General features: G+C 66.9%; 23 protein-coding genes. 12 read left to right on the forward strand and 11 right to left on the reverse strand.

What is annotated here, in order from left to right; all coding sequences use genetic code 11:
- The first annotated feature begins 699 nt into the window (after positions 1-699).
- The 5 genes from R5H29_RS18000 (at position 700) to lpdA (ending at position 8,783) form a co-directional block, all read left to right on the forward strand.
- Positions 700-2,115, forward strand: a complete 1,416-nt coding sequence (locus R5H29_RS18000) for a cupin domain-containing protein (protein ID WP_019660408.1) — start codon at positions 700-702, stop codon at positions 2,113-2,115.
- A gap of 11 nt (positions 2,116-2,126) precedes the next feature.
- On the forward strand, positions 2,127-3,023 hold the full coding sequence (locus tag R5H29_RS18005; RefSeq protein ID WP_111099283.1) for a GNAT family N-acetyltransferase: 897 nt from the start codon (positions 2,127-2,129) through the stop codon (positions 3,021-3,023).
- A gap of 187 nt (positions 3,024-3,210) precedes the next feature.
- A complete protein-coding gene (locus R5H29_RS18010; RefSeq protein ID WP_332329567.1) occupies positions 3,211-6,042 on the forward strand; it encodes a 2-oxoglutarate dehydrogenase E1 component in 2,832 nt (943 codons plus the stop codon).
- Between the two features lie 41 nt (positions 6,043-6,083).
- Positions 6,084-7,283, forward strand: coding sequence for a dihydrolipoyllysine-residue succinyltransferase (gene sucB / locus R5H29_RS18015; RefSeq protein ID WP_019660411.1), 1,200 nt, complete (start codon positions 6,084-6,086; stop codon positions 7,281-7,283).
- A gap of 63 nt (positions 7,284-7,346) precedes the next feature.
- Positions 7,347-8,783 (forward strand): dihydrolipoyl dehydrogenase, encoded by a 1,437-nt coding sequence (gene lpdA / locus R5H29_RS18020; protein WP_019660412.1) that lies wholly within the window; start codon positions 7,347-7,349, stop codon positions 8,781-8,783.
- Between the two features lie 145 nt (positions 8,784-8,928).
- Here lpdA and R5H29_RS18025 read toward each other — a convergent pair whose 3' ends face one another.
- The 9 genes from R5H29_RS18025 to R5H29_RS18065 all read right to left on the reverse strand — a co-directional run bounded on the left by R5H29_RS18025 (position 8,929) and on the right by R5H29_RS18065 (position 18,549).
- A complete protein-coding gene (locus R5H29_RS18025) occupies positions 8,929-9,177 on the reverse strand; it encodes a hypothetical protein (RefSeq protein WP_134735836.1) in 249 nt (82 codons plus the stop codon).
- The gene (locus tag R5H29_RS18030) at positions 9,174-9,386 is read right to left on the reverse strand and encodes a hypothetical protein (protein WP_021203037.1); all 213 of its coding nucleotides are present in this window, start codon (positions 9,384-9,386) and stop codon (positions 9,174-9,176) included. The genes R5H29_RS18025 and R5H29_RS18030 overlap by 4 nt, the downstream gene beginning before the upstream one ends.
- A gap of 263 nt (positions 9,387-9,649) precedes the next feature.
- A complete protein-coding gene (locus R5H29_RS18035) occupies positions 9,650-11,080 on the reverse strand; it encodes a replicative DNA helicase (RefSeq protein WP_021203036.1) in 1,431 nt (476 codons plus the stop codon).
- A gap of 212 nt (positions 11,081-11,292) precedes the next feature.
- The gene (locus R5H29_RS18040) at positions 11,293-11,853 is read right to left on the reverse strand and encodes an NADPH-dependent FMN reductase (protein WP_021203035.1); all 561 of its coding nucleotides are present in this window, start codon (positions 11,851-11,853) and stop codon (positions 11,293-11,295) included.
- Positions 11,854-11,919: 66 nt separating this feature from the next.
- A complete protein-coding gene (gene asnB / locus R5H29_RS18045; RefSeq protein ID WP_332329568.1) occupies positions 11,920-13,863 on the reverse strand; it encodes an asparagine synthase (glutamine-hydrolyzing) in 1,944 nt (647 codons plus the stop codon).
- 3 nt (positions 13,864-13,866) lie between these two features.
- A complete protein-coding gene (locus R5H29_RS18050; protein WP_155029826.1) occupies positions 13,867-16,146 on the reverse strand; it encodes a thiamine pyrophosphate-dependent enzyme in 2,280 nt (759 codons plus the stop codon).
- 62 nt (positions 16,147-16,208) lie between these two features.
- A complete protein-coding gene (locus tag R5H29_RS18055; RefSeq protein WP_332329569.1) occupies positions 16,209-16,865 on the reverse strand; it encodes a glutathione S-transferase family protein in 657 nt (218 codons plus the stop codon).
- A gap of 176 nt (positions 16,866-17,041) precedes the next feature.
- Positions 17,042-17,584 carry a GNAT family N-acetyltransferase gene (locus tag R5H29_RS18060; RefSeq protein WP_019660420.1) on the reverse strand — a complete coding sequence of 181 codons (543 nt, stop codon included), beginning with the start codon at positions 17,582-17,584 and terminating at the stop codon, positions 17,042-17,044.
- A gap of 122 nt (positions 17,585-17,706) precedes the next feature.
- Positions 17,707-18,549 carry a glycine zipper 2TM domain-containing protein gene (locus tag R5H29_RS18065; protein ID WP_026347069.1) on the reverse strand — a complete coding sequence of 281 codons (843 nt, stop codon included), beginning with the start codon at positions 18,547-18,549 and terminating at the stop codon, positions 17,707-17,709.
- A gap of 169 nt (positions 18,550-18,718) precedes the next feature.
- On the opposite strand from R5H29_RS18065, the gene R5H29_RS18070 reads away from it, so the two are divergent.
- On the forward strand, positions 18,719-18,937 hold the full coding sequence (locus tag R5H29_RS18070; protein WP_019660422.1) for a DUF6116 family protein: 219 nt from the start codon (positions 18,719-18,721) through the stop codon (positions 18,935-18,937).
- Entirely contained in the window at positions 18,934-19,707 is a 774-nt protein-coding gene (locus R5H29_RS18075) for a TatD family hydrolase (RefSeq protein WP_019660423.1), read from the forward strand. Before R5H29_RS18070 ends, R5H29_RS18075 begins: the two co-directional genes overlap by 4 nt.
- Positions 19,708-19,817: 110 nt before the next feature.
- Here R5H29_RS18075 and R5H29_RS18080 read toward each other — a convergent pair whose 3' ends face one another.
- Positions 19,818-20,645 (reverse strand): ThiF family adenylyltransferase, encoded by an 828-nt coding sequence (locus R5H29_RS18080; protein ID WP_019660424.1) that lies wholly within the window; start codon positions 20,643-20,645, stop codon positions 19,818-19,820.
- A 79-nt stretch (positions 20,646-20,724) separates the two neighbouring features.
- On the opposite strand from R5H29_RS18080, the gene R5H29_RS18085 reads away from it, so the two are divergent.
- Together R5H29_RS18085 and R5H29_RS18090 are read left to right on the forward strand one after the other, a co-directional pair.
- Positions 20,725-21,159 carry a hypothetical protein gene (locus R5H29_RS18085; RefSeq protein ID WP_332329570.1) on the forward strand — a complete coding sequence of 145 codons (435 nt, stop codon included), beginning with the start codon at positions 20,725-20,727 and terminating at the stop codon, positions 21,157-21,159.
- 136 nt (positions 21,160-21,295) lie between these two features.
- Positions 21,296-21,778: a glycine zipper 2TM domain-containing protein gene (locus tag R5H29_RS18090; protein WP_332329571.1), complete on the forward strand. Its 483-nt coding sequence runs from the start codon at positions 21,296-21,298 to the stop codon at positions 21,776-21,778.
- 73 nt (positions 21,779-21,851) lie between these two features.
- Here R5H29_RS18090 and R5H29_RS18095 read toward each other — a convergent pair whose 3' ends face one another.
- On the reverse strand, positions 21,852-22,061 hold the full coding sequence (locus tag R5H29_RS18095; RefSeq protein WP_005410290.1) for a cold-shock protein: 210 nt from the start codon (positions 22,059-22,061) through the stop codon (positions 21,852-21,854).
- A 236-nt stretch (positions 22,062-22,297) separates the two neighbouring features.
- Between R5H29_RS18095 and R5H29_RS18100 the strand changes: the two genes are divergently transcribed.
- The 3 genes from R5H29_RS18100 (at position 22,298) to arsC (ending at position 24,398) form a co-directional block, all read left to right on the forward strand.
- Positions 22,298-22,783, forward strand: a complete 486-nt coding sequence (locus R5H29_RS18100) for a DUF456 domain-containing protein (RefSeq protein ID WP_019660426.1) — start codon at positions 22,298-22,300, stop codon at positions 22,781-22,783.
- Between the two features lie 119 nt (positions 22,784-22,902).
- Positions 22,903-24,057, forward strand: coding sequence for a phospholipase A (locus tag R5H29_RS18105; protein WP_019660427.1), 1,155 nt, complete (start codon positions 22,903-22,905; stop codon positions 24,055-24,057).
- Positions 24,057-24,398 (forward strand): arsenate reductase (glutaredoxin), encoded by a 342-nt coding sequence (arsC, locus tag R5H29_RS18110; RefSeq protein ID WP_019660428.1) that lies wholly within the window; start codon positions 24,057-24,059, stop codon positions 24,396-24,398. Before R5H29_RS18105 ends, arsC begins: the two co-directional genes overlap by 1 nt.
- The last annotated feature ends 83 nt before the right edge of the window (positions 24,399-24,481 follow it).

A 24,481-nucleotide genomic window follows, 5' to 3' on the forward strand; every position in this document is an offset into this window, starting at 1 on the left:
CAGGCCTCTTTGGCAACCTGCAGTTTGAAACGAGCGTCATATCTGTTCATGTATCCCTCGGGGTTGGATCTGGCGTCCAACTCCCGGGGGTCACTTCACCATGGGGGCTCGATGGCGCCATCCATGGCGCCAACGGTCCCGCTGACCCCTCCCGCCCCACCTCTGACAGATTTCCGGTGACGGATCGAAGAGCGTGGGGTTGTCGGGGCAGAATTTGAAAGAGGGACGCGGCTTCGCCGCGTCCGTCTTTGTTTGAGGGTCTTTTGTAGAGCCGAGCCCGTGCTCGGCTGCTTTTGGGCGTGGGCAACAGCAAGCCGAGCGTGGGCTCGGCTCTACACAAGCAAGCGCAGCGCGCGACCCGCCGTTGCCTTTCATCTTCTTCTTCCATTCCGTGGCGGGCCGCACAGGAAATTGTCAGGGGCCGGGCGAGTGGGCTGCGCGGGGGTGTCCGCCGCATGGATGCGGCGGCCAAGCTTACAGGGACGTACTTGCAGCGTCCCCCGCGCAGCCCACCCGCCCGGCCAAACCCGGCTTTTGCTTTCAGCGACCAACCCAGACCCCGCCACGAGGGGCTCCGCCGTTGGCCGGACACCCCGCGACAAACCCGCGCACGTGCGCAATCCCCACGAACGTCGGACAATGGAGACCTTGGCGGCCCGCCGCGCCGCCCCTCCCGCTTTCCGCTGCAAGGATTCCCCCATGGCCGCCCGCAAGTCCTCCGCCCCCCTGATCGAAGTCACCGCCCGCCCCGGCCAGCCGCTGGGCATGGCGCCGGCCACCTTCCTGCGCGACTTCTGGCAGAAACGCCCGCTGCTGATCCGCAACGCCTTCCCCAATTTCCAGACCCCGGTGCAGCCGGAAGACCTGGCCGGGCTGGCCTGCGAGGAAGGCGTGCTGGCGCGCCTGATCGAGCACGACAAGACCCAGGACGGCTGGCGCGTGCGCACCGGCCCGTTCCAGGAAGACGTGTTCCCCGCCCTGCCCGACCATGACTGGACCCTGCTGGTGCAGGACGTGGACAAGTGGGACCCGGACGTGCGCGCCCTGATCGAGCACTTCAGCTTCCTGCCGCGCTGGCGCATGGATGACGTGATGATCAGCTTCGCCGCCACCGGCGGCTCGGTCGGCGCCCATGTCGACCAGTACGACGTGTTCCTGCTGCAGGCCCACGGCCATCGCCGCTGGCAGATCGATGCCAGCGAATCGATCAAGGGCAGGCAGCCGCCGCTGGGCTTCCGCCCGGACGTGGAGCTGAAGCTGCTGAAGGTGTTCAAGCCCACCCACGACTGGGTGCTGGCGCCGGGCGACATGCTCTACCTGCCGCCGAACGTGCCGCACCACGGCGTCGCCGAAGACCCCTGCCTGACCTTCTCCTTCGGCATGCGTGCGCCCTCTTCGGCCGAGCTGATCAGCGACTACCTGGACACCCTGATTGCCGATGCCGACGAGAACATCCGCTATCAGGATGCCGACCTCAAGGTGCCGGCCGACCCGAACGAGATCGACACGGTGGCGATGGCGCGGGTGATCACCGCGCTCAACGCCATCCGCATGAACGACCCGGACAAGCTGGGTGACTGGTTCGGCCGTTTCATCACCACCTACCGCGCCGCCGGCGAAGTGATGGCTCACCAGGCCGCTCCCGCACCGGAGGAAGTGGTCCAGGCCCTGGCCTCGGGCCTGCTGCTGCAGCGTCACCCCTGGGCGCGCCTGGCCTGGCGCCGGGCCAAGCGTGGCGCCAGCCTGTACGTCAGCGGCCAGGACTTCGCGCTGCCGGTGAAGGACGCGCAGCGCCTGGCCGGCGCCGAGCAGCTCGATGCCGCCGCCTATCGCGGCCTGTCCGACAAGGGCCGCGCGGTGGTCCAGCAGCTGTTGGCCGGTGGCGTGTTCCAGCTGATCGATCCGAACGAGGTGTATGACGCTGAAGATGAGGATGACGGCGAAGACGCCGTGGTGCTCGGCGAAGTGGTTGAAGGCCGTGACCGTGTCGACGCGATCGACGCCGACGCGGTGTCCGACGATGTCCACACCGTGACCGTGCACGACGACGGCATCGAGGTCATCGTCAACTTCGAGGATCACGACGAAGACGACAGCGACGACGGTCGCGCCTGAGCCCTGCCGCCATGGTCCGGGTCCAGCAGGTCAGCCACGCCGACGCCCATGTTGCCATCCACGACGTGCGCCAACGCGTGTTCGTGCAGGAACAGGGCATCGCCGCCGAACTGGAACGCGACGCGCTGGACCCGGTCAGCGCCCATGTGCTGGCGCTGGACGCCGAAGGCCTGCCGGTCGGCACCGGCCGCCTGGCCCCCGATGGCCGCATCGGTCGCATGGCGGTGCTGGCCGACCATCGCAGCCAGGGCGTCGGTGAGGCCCTGCTGGAGGCACTGGTGGAGGCCGGGCGCCGGCTCGGCCTGGCCGAACTGCACCTGCACGCCCAGCTGCCCGCCCGCGACTTCTATGCCCGCCAGGGCTTCCTGCCCGAGGGCGAGGTGTTCGAGGAGGCCGGCATCGGCCACCAGCAGATGCGGCGGCGGCTGGGCGCGGCCAGCGCCATCGACAGCCGCGCCGAGGCCGTGGCGGCCACTACCGCCGTCATTCACCGCGCCCGTCGCCAGCTGTGGCTGCACAGCCGCCAGCTCGACCCGGGGCTGCTCGACACGCCTACGGTGCAGGCCGCGCTGCGCCGCTTCGTCACTGCCCGCCACGACAAGCAGCTGCGGGTGATCGTGCACGATGCCGCTGCGATCGCCGCTGCCGGCGCCCCACTGCTGGCGCTGGCCCAGCGCCTGCCCAGCGTGGTCCGGTTCCGCGAGGTCAGCGATCCGGTCGACCGTGCGTTGGCCTCGGCCTGCCTGCTCAACGATGCGGGCGACTTCTACTTTCGTCTGATCGGCCATCGCCTCGACGGCGAGGCCGGCATCGCACTGCCTGCACGTTCGCAGCCGTTCGAGCAGCAATTGCTGCGTGTCTGGGACCGTTCGCGCGATTGCAGCGAACTGCGCGCGCTCGGCATCTGAGCCGGCGCCGCCGACCCAACCTGTCTGGAACCGGCACCCGAGGACGCGGGTTGCCTGCGGCAATGCCCCTTCGTGGCCCGTTGGGGGTACAATTTGGCTGTTTGAACGCGCCCGCGCAGGGCTATTCATCATTCCTGCCGGGTCCTTCTGAAGCCATACCCCACAAAGCGAATCAACACCCTCCATCGTGGACAATCAACTGAAGCAGTTTGCGCAATCTTCGCAACTCGCCGGCGGCAACGCCTCCTATGTCGAGGACCTGTACGAGCAGTACCTGGTCTCCCCGGATAGTGTCGATCCCAAATGGAAAACCTACTTCGATGGCTTCAAGGGCCGTGAAGCAGGTGACATTCCGCACTCGGCCGTCATCTCCCACATCGCGGACGCGGCCAAGGATGCGCTGAAAGCTGGCACCGGCAGCGGTGCGGGCGACGAGCGCGAGCGCAATGTCGGTCGTCTGATCACCGCCTACCGCTCCCGCGGCCACCTCGACGCCCGCCTGGACCCGCTGGGCCTGGCCGCACCGGTCAACACCCCGGACCTGGGCCTGCCGTTCCACAGCCTGTCCGATGCCGACCTCAACAGCGAGTTCAGCACCGGCGGCGTCGGCGGCCAGCCGCGCATGAAGCTGCGCGACCTGCTGGCACGCCTGAAGGCGACCTACACCGGCTCGATCGGTGCGGAGTTCATGCACATCTCCGAGGTCGAGCAGCGCCAGTGGATCTACAAGAAGCTGGAAGCGGCCGGTGGCAACTACCAGCTGGACGCTGACACCCAGCGCCGCACCCTGGAGCGCCTGACCGCGGCCGAAGGCCTGGAGCGCTACCTGCACACCAAGTACGTCGGCCAGAAGCGCTTCTCGCTGGAAGGCGGCGACTCGCTGATCCCGATGATGGACACCATCATCCGCAGCGCCGGCAAGGATGGCGTCAAGGACGTGGTGATCGGCATGGCCCACCGCGGCCGCCTGAACGTGCTGGTCAACACCCTGGGCAAGAACCCGCGCAAGCTGTTCGACGAGTTCGAGGGCAAGTTCGAGCACGACGAGCACGCTTCGGCCGGCGACGTGAAGTACCACATGGGCTTCTCCGCCGACGTCGCCACTGAAGGCGGCCCGGTGCACCTGGCGCTGGCGTTCAACCCGTCGCACCTGGAAATCGCCGACCCGGTCGTGGCCGGTTCCGTGCGTTCGCGCCAGGAGCGCCGCAAGGACACCGCCCGCAAGCAGGTGATGCCGATCCTGATCCACGGCGACGCGGCCTTCTCCGGCCAGGGCGTGGTCATGGAGCTGTTCCAGATGTCGCAGGCCCGCGGCTTCGCCGTCGGTGGCACCGTGCACATCGTGGTCAACAACCAGGTGGGCTTCACCACCTCCAACCCGCTGGATACGCGCTCCACGCGCTATGCCACCGACGTGGCGAAGATGATCGCCGCGCCGGTACTGCACGTGAACGGCGATGATCCGGAAGCGGTGGTGTTCGCCGCGCAGCTGGCCTTCGAGTTCCGCCAGAAGTTCGCCAAGGACGTGGTCATCGACCTGATGTGCTACCGCCGTTGGGGCCACAACGAGGCCGACGAACCGGCAATCACCCAGCCGCTGATGTACCAGGTGATCCGCAAGCACCCGACCACCCGCGAGATGTACGCCGAGCAGCTGGAGAAGGCAGGCGTGATCGCCGCCGGTGCCGGCAAGGCGATGGTCGATGCCTACCGCGAGAAGCTGGACGCCGGTGAAGTGACCACCGAACTGGCCAAGGTCGAGAAGACCCCGCCGAGCAGCCCGCTGTTCGTCGATTGGCCGAAGCTGCTGGAAGGCAAGCTGTCCGACCCGGTCTCGACCAAGGTCGAGAAGAACAAGCTGGTCGAACTGGCCAGGCTGATCAACATCATCCCGGACGAAGTGCAGCTGCACTCGCGCGTGGCCAAGGTCTACGACGACCGCCGCAAGATGGCCGCCGGCGAGATTCCGGGCGACTGGGGCTTTGCCGAGAACCTGGCCTACGCCACCCTGCTCGACGAAGGCCATGCACTGCGCCTGGTCGGCCAGGACGTCGGCCGCGGTACGTTCACGCACCGCCACGCGATCCTGCACGACCAGAAGACCGACAACTACTACATGCCGCTGCGGCAGCTGGTGGATTCGCCGGAGAAGGCCACCGTCATCGACTCGCTGCTGAGCGAAGAAGCGGTGATGGCCTACGAATACGGCTTCTCCACCACCGATCCGAACACGCTGTGCATCTGGGAAGGCCAGTTCGGCGACTTCGCCAACGGCGCCCAGGTGGTGATCGACCAGTTCATCGCCGCCGGTGAAGCCAAGTGGGGCCGCATTTCCGGCCTGACCCTGCTGCTGCCGCACGGCTATGAAGGGCAAGGCCCCGAACACAGCTCGGCGCGCCTGGAGCGCTTCCTGCAGCTGTGCGCGCTGGAGAACATGCTGGTGGTCGTGCCGTCGACTCCGGCCCAGGCCTTCCACATGCTGCGTCGCCAGCTGCACATGACCACCCGCAAGCCGCTGGTGGTGATGTCGCCGAAGTCCCTGCTGCGCCACAAGCTGGCGGTGTCGACCCTCGACGAGCTGGCCAACGGCGAGTTCCAGCACCTGATCGGCGACGCCAATGCCGACGCCAAGAAGGTCAAGCGCGTGGTGCTGTGCTCGGGCAAGGTCTACTACGACCTGCTGGAGGACCAGACCAAGCGTGGCCAGGACGACGTGGCGATCATCCGCGTGGAGCAACTGTATCCGTTCCCGCGTGCGCTGCTGGCTGCCGAGCTGAAGAAGTACGGCAAGGCCACCGACGTGGTGTGGACGCAGGAAGAACCGCAGAATCAGGGCGCGTGGTACCAGATCCGCCACCACCTGCAGTTCTGCCTGGCCGATGGCCAGAACCTGCACTACGCCGGTCGCGCACGTTCGGCCTCGCCGGCTGCCGGTCACATGGCTGACCATGTCCGCGAGCAGCAGCAGCTGATCGCCGACGCACTGGTCAACCCGTTCAACGACCAGGTCGCTGAATAACTCTCCCCCCTATTTAGAAGACAAACCAGGAAGCTCCCGCAATGGCCACCGAAGTCAAAGCCCCGGTACTGCCCGAATCCGTCGCCGACGGCACCATCGCCACCTGGCACAAGAAGGTGGGCGACGCCGTCAAGCGCGACGAAAACCTGCTTGACCTGGAAACCGACAAGGTCGTCCTGGAAGTGCCGTCGCCGGTTGACGGCGTGCTCAAGGAAATCAAGTTCAAGGAAGGCGATACCGTGACCTCCAGTCAGGTCGTGGCGATCATCGAAGAAGGCGCCGTAGCTGCGGCTCCGGCCCCGGCCGCTGAAGAGAAGAAGGCTGAAGCCGCACCGGCCGCCGCTGCTCCGGCCGCTGCCGCTGCGCCGGCCCCGGCTGCCAAGTCGGCCGCCGACGCGCTGCCGCCGGGCGCCCGCTTCACCGCCATCACCGAAGGCGTGAACCCGGCCGACGTCGACGGCACCGGCCGTCGTGGCGCGGTGACCAAGGAAGACATCGTCAACTTCGCCCGCAACGGCGGCGCCGGCAAGGCCGGTGGCGCACGTCCGGAAGAGCGCGTGCCGATGACCCGCATCCGCAAGCGCATTGCCGAGCGCCTGATGGAGTCGAAGAACTCCACCGCCATGCTGACCACCTTCAACGAAGTCGACCTGTCCAAGGTTTCGGCCGCGCGCAAGGAGCTGCAGGACGAGTTCGTCAAGGCCCACGGCATCAAGCTGGGCTTCATGAGCTTCTTCGTGAAGGCCGCTGCCAACGCGCTGCAGCGCTTCCCGCTGGTCAACGCCTCGATCGACGGCGACGACATCATCTACCACGGCTACTCGGACATCTCGATCGCCGTGTCGACCGAGAAGGGCCTGGTCACGCCGGTCCTGCGCAACGTCGAGCGCATGTCGTTCGCCGACATCGAGAAGACCATCGCCGACTACGCCAAGAAGGCACGTGACGGCAAGCTGGGCCTGGAAGAACTGCAGGGCGGCACCTTCACCGTGACCAACGGCGGCACCTTCGGTTCGCTGCTGTCGACCCCGATCATCAACCCGCCGCAGAGCGCCATCCTGGGCATGCACGCCATCAAGGAGCGTCCGATCGCCCAAAACGGCCAGGTCGTGATCGCGCCGATGATGTACCTGGCGCTGTCCTACGACCACCGCATCATCGACGGCAAGGACTCGGTGCAGTTCCTGGTGGACATCAAGAACCAGCTGGAAAACCCGGGCCGCATGCTGTTCGGCCTGTAAGAAACCTCCCGCCCCTCCGCGCCTGCGCGGAGGGGTTCTGGTAATGCATCAAGGAATAATTCAATGGCTGAACAATTCGACGTCGTCGTCATCGGTGCCGGCCCGGCCGGTTACCACGCTGCCATCCGCGCGGCCCAGCTGGGCCTGAAGACCGCCTGCATCGACGCAGCGCTGGGCAAGGACGGCAAGCCGGCCCTCGGCGGCACCTGCCTGCGCGTGGGCTGCATCCCGTCCAAGGCGCTGCTGGATTCCTCGCGCCAGTTCTGGAACATGGGCCACATCTTTGGCGACCACGGCATCAGCTTCAAGGATGCCAAGATCGACGTCGAGGCGATGATTGGCCGCAAGGACAAGATCGTCAAGCAGTTCACCGGCGGCATCGGCATGCTGTTCAAGGCCAACAAGGTCGCCGCCTATTACGGCTTCGGCCAGCTGCAGCCAGGCAACGTGGTCAAGGTGAAGCAGCACGACGGTTCGGAAGTCGAGCTGAAGGGCACCAACGTCATCATCGCGGCCGGTTCGGATTCGATCGAGCTGCCGTTCGCCAAGTTCGACGGCGAGACCATCGTCGACAACGTCGGCGGCCTGGACTTCACCGAAGTGCCGAACCGCCTGGCGGTGATCGGCGCCGGCGTGATCGGCCTGGAACTGGGCAGCGTGTGGAAGCGCCTGGGCGCTGAAGTGACCATCCTGGAAGCCATGCCGGAGTTCCTGGCCGCTGCTGACGCCGAAGTGGCCAAGACCGCTGCCAAGGAGTTCAAGAAGCAGGGCCTGGACATCAAGCTCAATGCCAAGGTTTCCAAGACCGAGATCACCGGCAAGGGCAAGAAGAAGGAAGTCATCGTCACCTACACCGACGCCGAAGGCGAAAAGACCCTGACCGTGGACAAGCTGCTGGTGGCCGTGGGCCGTCGCGCCGCCACCAAGGGCCTGCTGGCCGAAGGCACCGGCGTCAAGGTCAACGAGCGCGGCCAGATTGAAGTCGATGCGCACTGCCACACCGGCGTCGACGGCGTGTGGGCGGTCGGCGACTGCGTGCGCGGCCCGATGCTGGCGCACAAGGGCTTCGAGGAAGGCATCGCGGTGGCTGAGCTGATCGCCGGCCTGCCGGGCCACGTCAACTTCGACACCATCCCGTGGGTCATCTACACCGAGCCGGAACTGGCCTGGGTCGGCAAGACCGAAGCCCAGCTGAAGGCCGAGGGCATTCCGTACAAGGCCGGCAGCTTCCCGTTCGCCGCCAACGGCCGTGCCGTGGCGATGATCGAGCCGGCGGGCTTCGTGAAGATCCTGGCCCATGCCGAAACCGATCGCATCCTCGGCATGCACCTGGTCGGCGCCAACGTCTCCGAGCTGGTGCACGAAGGCGTGCTGACCATGGAATTCAGCGGCTCGGCCGACGACCTGGCCCGCATCTGCCACGCCCACCCGTCGCTGTCGGAAGTGATCCACGACGCGGCGATGGCGGTCAGCAAGCGCGCCATCCACAAGGCGAACTGATCGTTCGCGGGTTGTGCCGGCCGCTGGCCGGCATGGCCGGATGCAAGGAACCCCGCTTCGGCGGGGTTTTTTGTTGCTCATTTCCCTGTAGTGCCGAGTCCACGCTCGGCTGCCCTGCACAGGCCGCCGAGCATTGGGCTCGGCGCTACACCTTTCCGGCCGGCTTCTTCGGCGGATCGTCACAGATGCGGTGCTGGACCACGGTTCCACCCGCCTTCCACTCCTTCACCACCCGGCAGCGCTCCCTGGGCTTGACCGCCCTGGCCGCTGCAGCATCCGCCTCATCGGCAGCGGCGGCCTGCTGTCGTTCCAGCCATGCGGACGACGGTGACACCGGTGTGGCCGGTGCCGGCCCCGCAAGCAATGCCAGCGCGACCAGCATCACCGCCCTCATGCCGCCACCGGGCCGCCGCCGAGCAGGCGCGCGGGCAGCATGAACAGCGCGCGCAGGAACGCAAACAGCGCCGAGAACGTGATGCCGACCAAGCGGAACGGCAGGCTCAGCAACCAGACAAACGGCCACGCGATCAGGGCGAGGACCGCCAGCGGCCAGCACAGCACGAACAGCACGCACCACACACCGAGCGCGAACAGGGTCTTCATCACGGTCTCCTTGTGGCGGCACCTTGCCGCCTGCCGACACGTTGGCGCCCTGCCCTTGCCGCGCGCAAACGGTTTGCGACGAAACCGGGCTGGGGGCGATGAAACCGACCCAGCGCCGGTGCAACGCCGAGCCCATGCCCGGCTGCGCTTCGTGGCGACCGCATGGAACCGGCGCTGCACGGGGGCGCCGACAGCGGCTCCTGCCGCTGCCTTGGGCTCTACAGCGCCCGATGGCGGTTGCCGGCCAACGGCCGGCACGACCGTTACTCGAACGAACCGACCGAATCGTGGGCCAGGTTGTCGAATCGGGTGTATTCGCCAAAGAACTTCAGCTTGCACGAACCGGTCGGGCCACCACGGTGCTTGCCGATGATGATCTCGGCCAAGCCCTTGTCTGGCGAATTTTCCTTGTTGTAGTAATCGTCGCGGTAGATGAAGACGATCATGTCCGCGTCCTGCTCGATTGCGCCCGATTCGCGAAGGTCGGCCATCACCGGGCGCTTGTCGGTACGCGTTTCCAGCGAGCGGTTGAGCTGCGACAACGCGATCACTGGAACGTTCAGTTCCTTGGCCAGGCCCTTCAGCGAACGCGAGATTTCCGAGATTTCAGTCGCGCGGTTCTCGCTGTTGCCCGGCACGCTCATCAGCTGCAGGTAGTCGATCACCACCAGGCCCAGGTCATGCTCGCGCTTGAGGCGGCGGCACTTGGAACGCAGCACTTCAGGCGACACGCCGGGCGTGTCGTCGATGAAGATCTTGGTTTCCTTCAGCATCTTGATTGCGCTGGTGACACGGCTCCAGTCCTCGTCTTCCAGCTGGCCGGTACGCAGGCGCTGCGCGTTGATGCGGCCATTGGAGGAAATCAGGCGCATCGCCAACTGCGCGGCCGACATTTCCATCGAGAACACGGCCACGCCTTTCTTCGATTTGATCGCTGCGTACTCGGCGATGTTCAGTGCGAAGGTGGTCTTGCCCATGGCCGGGCGCGCGGCAAGGATGATCAGGTCGGTCGGCTGCAGGCCGGAGGTCATTGCGTCGAAATCGGTATAACCGGTCGGCAGGCCGGTAATGTTGCCGCCATTCTCGAAACGACTGCGCAGCTCTTCGAAGGCATCCTTCAGTGCACCGGGCATCGCCACGAAATCGGTACGGCCGCGTGCGCCCTGTTCGGCGATGGCGAACACGCTCTTTTCTGCCGAGGCCAGCAGCTCGCTGCTGTCACGCCCTTCGGGCTGGAAGCCGTCGTTGACGATATCCGTGCCGACCTGGATCAGCTGCCGCAGCACCGCCTTGTCACGCACGATCTCGGCATAGGCCACGATGTTGGCGGCTGACGGCGTGGTACTGGCCAGCTCGACCAGGTAGGCGCCATCACCCACCAGTTCCATCTTGCCCTGCGATTCGAACCACTCGCCCAAGGTCACCGCATCGAACGGCCGCTCGCGCTCGGACAGCTCACGGATTGCGCGATAGATCATCTGGTGGTCGCGCCGGTAGAAGTCGCCTTCGGTCAGCTGGTCATTGACCCGGTCGTAGGCCTCCGGGGCCAGCATCAGGCCACCCAGCACCGCCTGCTCGGCTTCCACCGAATGCGGCGGTACCCGCAGCTGGTCGATGCGCGACTCGTCGCGTTCGCGATCGAAGCCATCACCGCGCTCTCTGCGGTTGGAACGGAAGCCGGGGCGAGCGGACATGCTGCGATGTTTCCTGCAAAAGTGGGCGAGACGAGTGTAGGCATGTGCTGCCCCCGGCGGCGATGGACAAGCCTGTGGATAAACCGTGGGAAAACGGGGGATATCCGCCGGTACCTGGCCAGACTGGCGTGGGAGCGTCGCACTGCCTGCGACGGGCGCCGTTGCGGCGCCCGAGCACGCATTATCGCAGATGGGGGTGTCGACCGCTGGCGTCAATCGCCCTTGACGTGCACCGCGATCAGCGCCAGGAACCGGTCCATATAGCCCTGCAGGAATTTCTGCGTGCCCTCGTTGTGGACCGTGCCGTCGGCATCGATCAGGCCGTCCTTGAAATGAATGAATGCCTCTGGCTGGCCGAGCACGTGCATGTCCAGGAAGGCCAGGCTGTTGCGCAGATGCTGCTGGGCCACGGCGGTGCCGATCTGGCCGATGGAGGCGCCGATCACCGCCGCCGGCTTGCCGGCAAACGCACTGTCACCATACGGGCGCGATCCGATATCGATGGCGTTCTTGAGCACGCCGGGCACCGACCGGTTGTACTCGGGTGTCACGAACAGCACCGCGTCGGCGGCGCGCACCTGGTCCTTCAGCCGGGTGCCCTGCGGCGGATAATCGGCGTCGAAATCCTGGTCGTACAACGGCAGATCGCCGATCTGCACATACTGGAAGCGCGCGCGATCACCGGCGAGCTTCTCCAGCGCATGGGCCAGCTTGCGGTTGCAGGAATCCTTGCGCAGGCTGCCAACGAACACGGCGATGGTGGGGACGGACATCGGGACATACTCCTCACGGTGCGGGAGCACCAGCCTAGTCGCCGGGCCCTTGCAGGCCGGTGAAGATCAGCCGCCCGTCACGCCCGCACGCACCTGCCGCCAATGCGCCTGCCAGGCCTGGAACATCAGCACGTTCCACAGATGGGTATGCCACTTGCGCTGGCCGCCGAGGAACTGCTGCCACAGCGGCTGTATGGCGGCCGCCGACAGCACGCCCTCCCGCTCCAGCCGTGCCGGCTGCAACAGGTCTTCGGCCCACGGCCGCAGGTCGCCCTTCAGCCAGTCACTGACCGGTGCGCCGAAACCGCGCTTGGGACGGTGCACCATCGACTGCGGCACATAACGGCCCAGCACGCGCTTGAGCAGCACCTTGCTGGTGGTCTCACTGCGCTTGAAGCCCAGCGGCAGCGACCAGGCGAACTCGGCCACGCGTGAATCCAGCAACGGTGCGCGCGCTTCCAGGCTGACCGCCATCGAGGTCCGGTCGACCTTGCACAGCAGATCATCCGGCAGGTAGGTCAGGTAATCGGCCAGCATCATCGCGTCGGCCGGTGTGCCGGCGCCGTGCAACGGATCGGCCAGATCATAGAAGCTGCCGGCAGCCTGCGCGCCCGGCACTGCCGCTGTCGGGTCGCGCCAGCGCGAGATGCGGTTGCGGTACACATCACCGATGCCACGCGCGCCGGACTCGGCCAACAGCGCGGCCAGGCCGCCGGTACGCGAGGCCTCGCCCTGCTGCTGGGAGCGCGCGCCCATCCAGCGCCGCAGCGGCCCAGGCAAGCGCCCCAGCATCTGCCAGTTGCGCAGCGCGCGCACATAGCGGGTGTAGCCGAAGAACAGTTCGTCGCCACCATCGCCGGAAAGCGCCACGGTCACGCCCTGCCGCGCCAGCCGGGCGACCAGCGCGGTCGGTACCTGCGAGGCATCGGCGAAGGGTTCGTCAAACATCGCCGGCAACTGCGGCACCACCGCCAGTGCATCGGCGCCATTCACGTAGAGTTCGGTGTGGTCACAGCCCAGGTGCGCGGCCAGTTCCTTGGCCAGCGGCGCCTCGTCGTGGCTCGAATCGGTAAATCCGATGCTGAAACTGTGCACCGGCTGCCCGCTCTGCGCCTGCATCAGCGCCGCCACCAGCGACGAATCGGTACCCCCGGACAGGAACACGCCCACCGGCACGTCGGCCACCATGCGCAGCGCCACTGCGTCGCGCAGCAGCCCGTCCAGCTGCTCCTCGGCCTCCTCGATGCGGCCCTGGAACGGCGCAGCCAGCGCCGCCTGCATGCGTGCACGTGCATCCCAGTAGGGGCGCTGCGCCTGTTCCGGGCGATGCGCCGAAGCGCCCGCCGCCACGGCTTCGGCATCCAGGCGCAGCACGCGGCCCGGCATCAGCTTGTAGCAGCGCTGGTGGATGCTGTGCGGGGCTGGAATGTAGTCCAGCCGCAGCAGCAGGGTCAGTGCGTCACGGTCGATGTCGTTGTCGAAGGCCGGGTGCTGCCACAGCGCCTTCAGTTCGGAGCCGAACACCAGGGTGTCCCCGGCCCAGCCGTAGTACAACGGCTTCTTGCCAACGCGGTCGCGGGCCAGCCACAGGCATTGCTGCTGGCGGTCCCACAGCGCGATGGCGAACATGCCGTTGCAGCGCTGCAGGGTGTCTTCCATGCCCCATTGCAGGATCGCTGCCAGCAGCACCTCGGTGTCGGAGTGACCACGGAAGACATGCCCCAATGGCTCCAGTTCTGCACGCAGGGCAGCGAAGTTGTAGACCTCACCGTTGTACGCCATCACATAGCGGCCGTCGGCCGAAGCCATCGGCTGGTGGCCCAGCGGCGACAGGTCGAGAATGCTCAGGCGACGGTGTGCCAGCGCGATGCCTGCACCGGCATCGACCCAGTTGCCGCCATCATCCGGCCCGCGATGGTGCAGCGCTTCGCCCATGGCCAGCACCTGCGCCTGCAGTAGCTCGGCCGACGCCACAGGCGCCGGCAACAACATTCCCGCCAATCCACACATGCATCAAGGTTCCTGCGCCAGTTCAAGGGCGGCGCCAATCACCGCATTGTCGCTTGGAAGCCCGAACATTGCTGCCCCCGCCAACGGGGTGTAGGTATCGGCACCGCAGACCCGGCGCAGTGGCAGATGGCCGAAACCGGCCTCGACCAGTGCGGTCACCACGCCCTCGCCCACCCCGCCACTGTGCCGGCCCTCGTCCAGCACCAGCACCCGCCGTGCGCTGGCGGCCTGGGCGGCGATGAAGCCGGCATCCAGCGGCACCAGCCAGCGCAGGTCGACCACCCGCACCTGCCAGCCCAGCTGCTGCCCGATGGCTCGCGCTGCGCGCAACGCCATCGGCACGCCGTTGCCATACGTGTAGACCACCAGATCGCCCGCCTCCGGCCCGTAAACACGGCCTTCGCCCGGCACCAGTGCCCGGCCCTGGGCCGGATAGTCGAACAGCCACTGGCCATCGCCCGGCTCATGCAGGTCCTTGCTCATGTACAGCGCGATCGGCTCCAGGAACACGGCCACGCGCCCATCCACCCGGGCCAGCGCCGCCAGCGTGCGCAACATCATCACCGCATCGTCGCCGCGCGACGGGCAGCCGACCACCAGCCCGGGGATGTCGCGCAGGGCGGTGATCGAGTTGTCGTTGTGGAAGTGGCCGCCGAAGCCCTTCTGGTAGCCCAGCCCGGCCACCCGCAGCAGCATCGGGTTGCGGTACTGGTCGTTGGAGAAGAACTGCAGCGAACAGGCCTCGCCACGCAACTGGTCGATGGCATTGTGCAGGTAGGCCAGGTACTGGATTTCCGGAATCGGCAGCATGCCCATGTTGGCCAGGCCTTGCGCCATGCCCAGGATCATGGTTTCGTCCAGCAGGGTGTTGAACACCCGGCGTGGCCCGAAGCGGCGCAGCAGATCCTTTGTGACAGTGTACACACCGCCCTTCTGGGCCACGTCCTCGCCGAACAGCAGGCTCTGCGGATACTTCGCCAGCAATTCCTGCAGGCCGTGGTTGATCTGGATCGCCAGATGCCGCGGCGCCTGTCGTTCGGGCAATGCCTCGATACCACCATAGAGTGCCTCGCGCGCTTCGGCAGCGACCTCGCGCTGCGCTTCGGCCTGCACCGCTGCCGGCGTGTACGGTGCGAGCGGCGCCATCACCTCCCGCAGCGACCCCAGCTTCGCCCCGCCTTCAGCCTCGGTGGCAGCGGCCATGCAGCGCGCACGCATCGTCTCGTAGGCCGTCTCGATCGCCGCCGCATCCATCCAGCCCGACTCCAGTGCGATCTGCGCCGAGCGCAGCAGCGGATCCTGCGCCTCGGCCGCGCACAGCTCCGGCAACGCCCGCCATTCCACTTCGAAGTCGGTGCCGGCGTGGCCCATCAGGCGCGTGGTGCGCAGATGCAGGAAAGTCGGTCGCCGCGTTCGCCGGCAGTGTTCCACCGCGGCCTGCACCTGGGCGTGCCCGGTGGCCAGGTCCAGCCCATCGGCGAAGAAATAGTCCAGCCCCGGCTGGTGGCTGAAGCGCTCGGCGATCCAGCCATCGGGGGTCTTCACCGAGATGCCCAGGCCGTTGTCCTCGCAGACGAACAGGATTGGCGCCGGCAGTTTCTGGTAGGCCGCCCACATCGCGGTGTTGAACGCCGTCTGCGCGGTAGCGTGATTGGCCGAGGCGTCGCCGAACGAGCAGAGCACGATACTGTCGGCGGGAACCGGCAGCGCCTGCGCCAGCCGCTTGCCACTCTCGATGGCCAGCGCGGTGCCCAGCGCTTTCGGCAGGTGCGAGGCGATGGTCGAAGTCTGCGGCAGCACCCACAGCGGCTTGCTGCCCCACACTTTGTGGCGGCCACCACTGGCCGGATCATCGGCGCAGGCAGCGAAGGAAAGCGCAGCATCGCGCAACGGGTCGATGCCCGGCACCTGGCGCGAACGCTCGGCCATGAAGGCGCCGGAGCGATAGTGCAGGAATGCGGGGTCGGTATGCCGGCAGGCCCGCGCCAGCAGCGCGTTGCCTTCATGGCCGGACGACCCGATGGTGTAGAAGACCTTGTTCTGCACGCGCAGCACGCGCGCCATCAGGTCCAGCTGGCGGCTGGCCAGCTGCGAGTCGAACAGTTCATCGAAGGCGGCGGCGGTGAGCGTACTGCCGGGCAGGATCGGAGCATCTGCCGCGGGTCGCGGGCGCGGCGTCCCGCGCCACCCGCGCACCGCCTCAAGGAAATTGACGTCGCACACCTCGGCGCGGTTGAGCCCCCGCATGCGTGCGGGAATCGGATCCGGAACCACAGCGAACATCGAACACCCTCCGTGTCGTTGTTGCGTTCCGCCCGGCAATACCGGGCGCTACCCTGTGGGCATCAAGCCGCCTCGAAACGCGAGCGCACCTCGGCGGTCACCGCCGGCATCGGCAGGAAGCGCGGCTGCGCACGCACGCGCTGCAGCCAGGCGCGCACCTCGGGGAATGGCTCCAGGCTGATGCCGCCCTCGCCTGCCACGTCGGTGTAGGCAAACAGGGCGATATCGGCGATGCCGTAGCTGCTGCCGGTGAACCACTGCGACTGGCGAAGGTGCTGCTCCATCACCGCCAGCGCGGTGGCGGCGCGCTCGTGCAACCGTGGCAGCTCGGCGCGGCGTGGCGAGTCGGGCGCCGTCCAGCCCCGGATGAAGCGCGCTACCGCCACGCACGGCTCGTGCGTGTACTGCTCGAAGAACATCCAGCTCAACGCCTGCGCACGCTCCCAGCCATCGCTGGGCAGGTAGGGCGTGCCTTCGGCCAGCCAGAACAGGATCGCGTTGGATTCGGTCAGCACGCGGCCGTCGTCGCGGACGATCAGCGGCACCTTGGCATTCGGGTTGAGCGCAAGGAATTCGGGCGTGTGGGTCTGGCCATGGGCACTGTCCACTTCCACCCAGCGGTAACGGCTCCCGAGCTGCTCAAGCAGCAGCCGGACCTTGTGGCAATTGCCCGAGACCGACATGCCATGCACCGTCAGCGGGACGCGCTCTTCCACCATTGCCTGCTCCATCGGATCCGGCCGGCGGCCGGCTGCGTGCAGTCTGGCAAGTGCGCCAGGGAATGCCAAGCGCGGATGCAGCATGGCACCCCGGTAGTGCCGGCCGCTGGCCGGCAATCGCACGAATGCTGCCGCAACATGGTTGCCGGCCAGCGGCCGGCACTACCAGGCAACGCTCAGCGCGCGCGTTGCCGCCACTGCTCGCGCGACTGGCCCCAGATCTGCATCGGCTTGTCGTTGTAAGGCGGCGGCAATTCGCCCATGCGCAGCAACCTGCTGCCGAGCTTGCGCGCGACCGCCCGCGAGTTGTCGTTGTTCTCGGCGATGGTATGGATCACCTCGTGCCAACCCAGCGTGTCGAAGGCCCAGTCGATCGCCGCGACCGCCGCTTCCGGCGCATAGCCCCGGCCCCAGCTGGCGCGGCGGATGCCCCAGCCGACCTCGGTACCCGGCCAGTCCTGCGGTTGCCAGGGGCCCATCCGCCCGATCCAGTCCCCGCTGGATTTTTCGATCACGCTGAACATCGAGAAGCCGAACAGCTGCCAGGCGCCAGCCAGGCTGCAGAAGCCGCGCCAGGCTACCGAAGGCGGCTGCACGCCACCGAGGGTGCGCATCGTTTCCTCGTCGGCGCAGAACGCCAGATAGGGTTCGTAGTCCTCGCGCCGCAGCGGGCGCAGGATCAGGCGCTCGGTTTCCAGGCGCAGGTCGAAGATGCTCATGCCGACTCCATGTCGAAGGGGCCACCATGATGGTGGATTCGGCCTCCACACGGATGAATGCCGCGCTCACAACGAAACGGGCCGGCATGCGCCGGCCCGTCGGGTACAGCACGTATTCTGGATTACTGGCGCGTGGCCGCAGTGGCGCCGGCAGCAGCGGTCTGCGTGACCAGCTGGCCATCGACCACCGGCAGGCGATCGCTGGCCGGCTTGTTGTCCATGCGCACGGTCTTCTCGGCGCCGTCGTAGCGGTAGGTCACGTTGTAGCCCTTCACCACGTCATTGGTGCCCATGGCGATGCGGTTGCCCGGCTTGCTGGCCATGCGCATGGTACCGGTGGTGCCGTCTTCGTTGCGGTAGGTCACGTTGTAGCCGGTAACACGGCTCGACTCGGAGGTGGCGGTCTCGGTGTGGCACTGGCGCTCGGTGCGGTTGACCACGCGGCCACCCACGTGGCGCTTGTCGATCTGGTTGCCGATGAAGCCACCGGCCACCGCGCCTGCGGCGGTCGCGGCCTTCTTGCCGTTGCCGCCGCCAACCTGGTTGCCGAGCAGGCCGCCGACCACGGCGCCGACCACGGTGCCACCGACGTTGCCATCACGCTCCGGCAGGCGTTCCTGCACGGTCACGTCCTGGCACACCTCGTGCGGGGTCTGGGTGGTGGAAGTCTCGCGCACCGGATCGGTGCCGATCACAGTGGCGTAGGCCTTCTGCTTCTCGGTGATCGGGTCGACCTTCAGCACGTCGGCGTATTCCAGCCCACGCGGCGCAGACGGGTCGAGCCTGTCACCACGTGCGCCATCGTCGGTGGCACTGCCGTCGACCAGGCGCGACTCGCCATTGGGGGTGGTGGCGCTGATGGAATCGGGCGATTTGTCGCCACTCTTCATGAAGGCGGCGGTGGCGATGCCACCGACCAGCAGCGCGCCCGCTGCGACCAGGACAGTTGTAGTTGTGCTTTTCATGACCTGCTCCTTGCGGACCATCCGCAACGTTCTCGAACTCGAACCAGATTGCAGCATGCGCTGCCTGAACGGAATCTCCACATTTCCTGCTCATTCCTGTAACCCATTCAGCATCGGGAAATGCTGGGCCCGTGGTAGCGTTTGCATATTCCCCACGAGGATTTCCGCCATGGCCAACCCGATGCTGCTGCCGGTACTGCAATGGGCCCGCCGGCTGCGCTACCCCACCCTGTTCAAGCTTACAGCGGGCCTGTTCGTGCTGACGCTGTTCATCCCGGACCCGATCCCGTTCGTCGATGAGCTGGTGCTCGGCTTCGGCACCCTGCTGCTGGCCAACTGGAAAAGCCGCCACGCTGCCACGGTTGCGCCGTCGCTGGAACAGCGTTGAGCCCGCTGGTCGACAGCCACTGCCACCTCGATGCCGGCGAGTTCGACAGTGACCGCAGCGCCGTGATCGCGCGCGCGCAGGCCGCTGGCGTGCGCCTGCAGGTGGTGCCGGCGGTGACCGCGGCCAGCTGGCCGAAGCTGCGCGTGGTCTGCCAGCAGGCGCCGGGGCTGCATCCGGCCTACGGGCTGCACCCGATGTTCCTGGCCGAGCACCGGCCCGACCATCTGCCGCTGCTGCGCGAATGGATCGAGCGCGAACGCCCGTGTGCGATCGGCGAATGCGGGCTGGATTTCTTCGTCGAGGGACTGGATGAGGAGGCGCAACAGGCGTATTTCATCGGTCAGCTGCAACTGGCCCGTGAGTTCGAGCTGCCGGTAATCGTGCACGCGCGACGCGCGGTGGACGCGGTGATCGCCGCGATCCGCCGTATCGGCGGCCTGCGCGGCGTGGTGCACAGCTTTTCCGGCAGCCCCGAACAGGCTGCGCAGCTGCACCGGCAGGGCTTCCTGCTCGGTCTCGGTGGTCCGCTGACCTACGAACGCGCGCAACGGCTGCAGCGCCTGGTGCGCGGGATGCCGCTGGAACAGCTGCTGCTGGAGACCGACGCGCCCGACCAGCCTGACGCCGGCATCCGCGGCCAGCGCAACGAACCGGCACGGCTGGCGGTCATCGCCCGCCATGTCGCGGCACTGCGCGGAATGGACGTTGAAGCCGTTGCACATGCCACGACGGAGAACGCGCGACGGCTGTTCGCTCTGCCAGCGTTGTAACGGGCGGCGGACCCGCCACCGGGCAGGGCCCGGCGCTACCGGCTGCACTTGCGTGTTGATCGAATCGGCGACGATCAACGGCAATGCCGGCCAGCGGCCGGCGTCTGCCGTCATGCGTCGGCGTGGGCTTCAGCCACGTCGGCCTTCACCTTCTTCGGCTCCAGCAGCATTTCCAGCGCCTTGCCCACTGCGGCGAAGGCGAACGCACCGGTGATGTGGGTCGCTGCCCCCAGGCCTGCACCACAATCGAGCTTCAATGCCGCATCGGCGCCCAGGTTCGGCCGGATGCCGCAGACACTGCCATCGGCCTGCGGGTACTTCACGTTCTCCAGCGAATACACCGCCGGCACGCCAAAGTAGCGCTTGGCATTCCTAGGGAAGTTGAACTCGCTGCGCAGCTTCTTGCGGATCAGTGCCAGCATGGCATCGTGCTCGGTGCGCGAGACATCGCGGATGCGCACCAGGGTCGGATCGGTGCGACCACCGGCAGCCCCCACGGTCAGCAGCGGCAGCTTGCGGCGACGGCACCAGGCGATCGTCTCGACCTTGACCCGGAAGCTGTCGCAGGCATCGATCACCAAGTCGAAGCCACGGTCCAGCAACTCGGCCATGTTCGACACGGTCAGGAATGCCTGCACGGCATCGACCTCGATGTCCGGGTTGATTGCGCGGCAACGCTCGGCCATCGCCTCGGCCTTGTTGCGGCCGTAGTTGCCTTCCATCGCCGGCAGCTGCCGGTTGGTGTTGGACACGCAGATGTCATCGGCATCGATCAGGGTCAGGTGGCCGACCGCAGAGCGGGCCAATGCCTCCACCACCCACGAGCCGACGCCGCCCATGCCCACCACCGCCACGCGGCTGCCCTGCAGGCGCTCGAGTGCGCCCACGCCATACAGCCGTTCGATGCCGGCGAAGCGTTGTTTGACCAGTTCGTTCATGCCGCTATTTTAACGTGCACCTGCCGGCACCTGCTGCGCGCCGGCATCGAACCCACCGTTGCACGCCGGAGAGCCTGCCATGAACGCCAACCCGCCCCGCCGCCCGTCCCCTGCCTACCGTTACCTGTTCGTGCTCGGCCTGGGCCTGCTGATCGGGCTGGTCGCCACGGTGATGGTCGGCCGTGCCCTGCAGTCCCGCCGCGACCCGTTCCCCGACAGCCTGATGCAGGTGATGCAACGGCAGTCGCAGCTGCTGCTGCAGGCCCAGCAGCAGAACCGCTGCAGCCTGGCCGACAGCGTGCCGCGGTTGCAGGCAATGCGCTTGCTGTCCAACGACCTGGATCTTGCCTTCCCCGGGCTGAAGGACAGCGCGCAGTTCCAGCAGCATGCCAGCCAGCTGCGCGGCAGCCTCAATGCCGCCTTGGCCGCGCCGCCCAGGGACTGCACGGCCCTGGCGCAGGTGGTGGAAACGGTGCAGGCCGATTGCCGCGCCTGCCACCAGGACTTCCGATGAGCCGCATTCATCGTGCAGCCGGGCAAGGGCTGCGCGGTTGGCGCCTTGTTCACGTTCAAAAGGGGACGATTCGTCCACCCTGCTGCACGACGCAGTACCACCCAACGCACCCGCCTTCACGGCCAGGAGACGCCCCATGAAGATCCAGCTCATCGCCGCCAGCGCCATCGCTACCCTCGCCCTGGCTGGCTGTGCCACCTCCCCCGGCTATGGCGGTGGCGGCTACAACAACGGCGGCTACGGCAACAACGGCGGCTACAACCAGGGCCGTTGTGCCGACTGCGGCATCGTCACCCGCATCAACACCGTGCCCTCGGGCCGCACTGCGCCCAGCGCGACCGGCGCGATCCTCGGCGGCATCGTCGGCGCGGTGGCTGGCCACGAGATCTCCGACCACACCGGCGGCAGCCGTGGCAACAAGAACATCGCCGCCGCTGCGGGCGCGGTCGGCGGCGCGCTGGCGGGCAACCAGATCCAGAAGAACGTCACCAGCGATACTTACGACATCAGCGTGCGCATGGACGATGGCCGCACCATCGTGGTCAACCAGCGCGACCTCGGCGGCATCCGCGAAAACACCTACGTGCGCGTAGTCAACGGCAAGGTCATCCTGCGCTGATCTGCACCGGGCCGATCGCAAAGAAAAAGGCCCGCTTGCGCGGGCCTTTTTCATGCGACGGCTTGCAGCGCGATCAGGTCGGCTGCACGGCGTCGGCCTGCAGGCCTTTCTGGCCCTGCACGACGGTGAAGGTGACCTTCTGGCCTTCCTTCAGGCTCTTGAAGCCCTGGGTCTGGATGGCGCGGAAGTGCACGAACACGTCTTCGCCGTTTTCACGGCTGATGAAGCCGAAGCCCTTCGCATCGTTGAACCACTTGACGGTACCGGTCTCGCGATCAGACATCTCACTAACTCCCTGGTGACTCTCTCTTGTTGTTGGAAACGCCTGGTGGGCGGCTGACAAGCAAGGGGGAAGCGAGGTGCATCGATGCAGCGGATCGGGAAGATCTTGCTTCATCAGGCCACGATCCACGGTGACCTTGCCAAGCTCAGCGACTGCAACTTAACCCGCCCAAAACGAAAAAGCAACTGGCAAAATCTTTCACTGTCAACCCCAAAACGGCCACCATACGGGACAGCATGGGACTCTCATTCATCTTGTATCTGCTAGCGGTCATTTTTGTCCTCGCCGGCATCGCGGGCATCATCCTCCCGGCCCTGCCCGGCATCCCGCTGGTGTTCATCGGACTGCTGCTGGCGGCCTGGGCGGACGGCTTCGTCCACGTCGGCTGGCCGACCCTGGTTGCGCTGGGCGTACTGACCGTGCTCTCGCTCCTGGCGGACGTGCTGGCCACCGTAGTGGGTGCACAGCGGGTGGGTGCCAGCCGCAAGGCGCTGTGGGGCACCTTCGCCGGCAGCATCGTGGGGCTGTTCTTCATGCCCATCGGCCTGTTTGCGGGCCCACTGCTCGGCGCCCTGCTCGGCGAGTACTGGCACACCCGCGAGCTGGGCCGCTCGACCAGGGTGGGACTGGCCACCTGGCTCGGCATCCTGCTCGGCCTGGCGCTGAAACTGGCCGTAGTGATCGCGATGCTTGGCCTGTTCGCCTTCGCGTGGTTCCTGTAATCGGCACCGCCTTCACGCCGCACGCACGCGGTGGGCGTGCATAAACCGTGGGGGCTGGCCGCGACCCGGTACAGCCGCCACACTGTGCGACTCCCGTATTCACCGAAGGGCCTGCTGGAATGACCCTCCCCCCGCTGCTTCCCCGCCTCGCACCGCTGGCGCTGGCCTTGGCCAGTGCTCCGCTCGCTGCGCAGGAGTTCGCGCCCAGCGCCGAAGCCTCGCCGGCCGCATGTGCGGCGATTACCACAGACGCTGCCCGCCTGGCCTGTTATGACCGGCAGTTCGGGCGCTCCGCGCAGTCCACCGCCGAGGCCGACGCTGCCGCCGAGGCAGCAGCACAGGCCCGTCGCGAAGAACGACAGACTGCACGCGTAAGCCAGGGCGAAGAGAAACTGCGCGAGCGGGTCAGTGATCTGCTCCGCCCAGCAGAGCCCGACAGCGCGCTGGCAAACGCTGGCCGGGGCTCACTGCTGGACAGCCGCTGGGAACTGGCCGAGGACTCCAAGCTCGGCCCGTTCCAGCTGCGCGCCTATAAGCCGGTGTACCTGCTGCCTGCGTTCTGGACCAGCGACCGCAACACCACACCGCATTCGCCGAATCCGGCCAACACGGTCACCACGCCGCAGGTGCTGGACAGTGCCGAGCTGAAGTTCCAGATCAGTTTCAAGACCAAGATCGCCGAAAACCTGTTCGGCGACAACGGCGACATCTGGGCCGGCTACACCCAGAGCTCGCGCTGGCAGGCCTACAACAGCGAGGATTCGCGCCCCTTCCGCGAAACCAATTACGAACCGGAAGTGATGATGGTCTTCCGCAACGGCTACTCGATCGGTGGCTGGCGCGGGCGCATGACCGGCATCGCGCTGAACCACCAGTCCAATGGCCGGGCCGACCCACTGTCGCGCAGCTGGAACCGGGTCATGCTCAACATCGGCCTGGACCGCGAGAACTGGGCGCTGGTGCTGCGCCCCTGGTACCGCATCCCGGAAACCCGCAGCGATGACAACAACCCGGACATCGAGGATTACATGGGCCGCGGTGACGCGACCCTGACCTGGAACCGCAACGGCCACGAAGTCTCGTTGATGGCACGTCATTCGCTGCGCACCGGCAGCCGCTCGCACGGCGCCCTGCAGCTGGATTACGGCTTCCCGATCAGCAACCTGCTGCGCGGCCATGTGCAGGTCTTCGACGGCTACGGCGAAAGCCTGATCGATTACAACCACAAGGCCACCTACGTGGGCGTGGGTGTGTCCCTGCTGGAGTGGTTCTGATGGACGTGACGATCTGGCACAACCCGGCCTGCAGCAACTCGCGCGGCGCACTGAAGCTGATCCGCGATGCAGGCTTCGATCCGGAGGTGATCGAATACCTGGGCAACCCACCCGATGCGGCCACGCTGCGCCAGGTGCTGGCCGAATCCGGACTGGACGCGCGGGCGCTGGTGCGCAACAAGGAGGCGCAGTTCACCGAACTTGGCCTGGAGGATGCGGACGAGGCCACGCTGCTGGCCGCGATGGCCGAACACCCGCGGCTGATCAACCGCCCCGTGGTGCGCACGCCCAAGGGTACACGGCTGTGCCGGCCGCCGGAAACGGTGCTGGAGATCCTGTAACCCGCACTGCCAGAGCCGAGCCCTGGCCGGCTGCTGCCCGGCTGCTGCTCGCGTGCCACCCGTGAATGCAGCCGAGCGTGGCT

The organism is Stenotrophomonas sp. A3_2 (assembly GCF_036624925.1).
Taxonomy (GTDB): domain Bacteria; phylum Pseudomonadota; class Gammaproteobacteria; order Xanthomonadales; family Xanthomonadaceae; genus Stenotrophomonas; species Stenotrophomonas hibiscicola.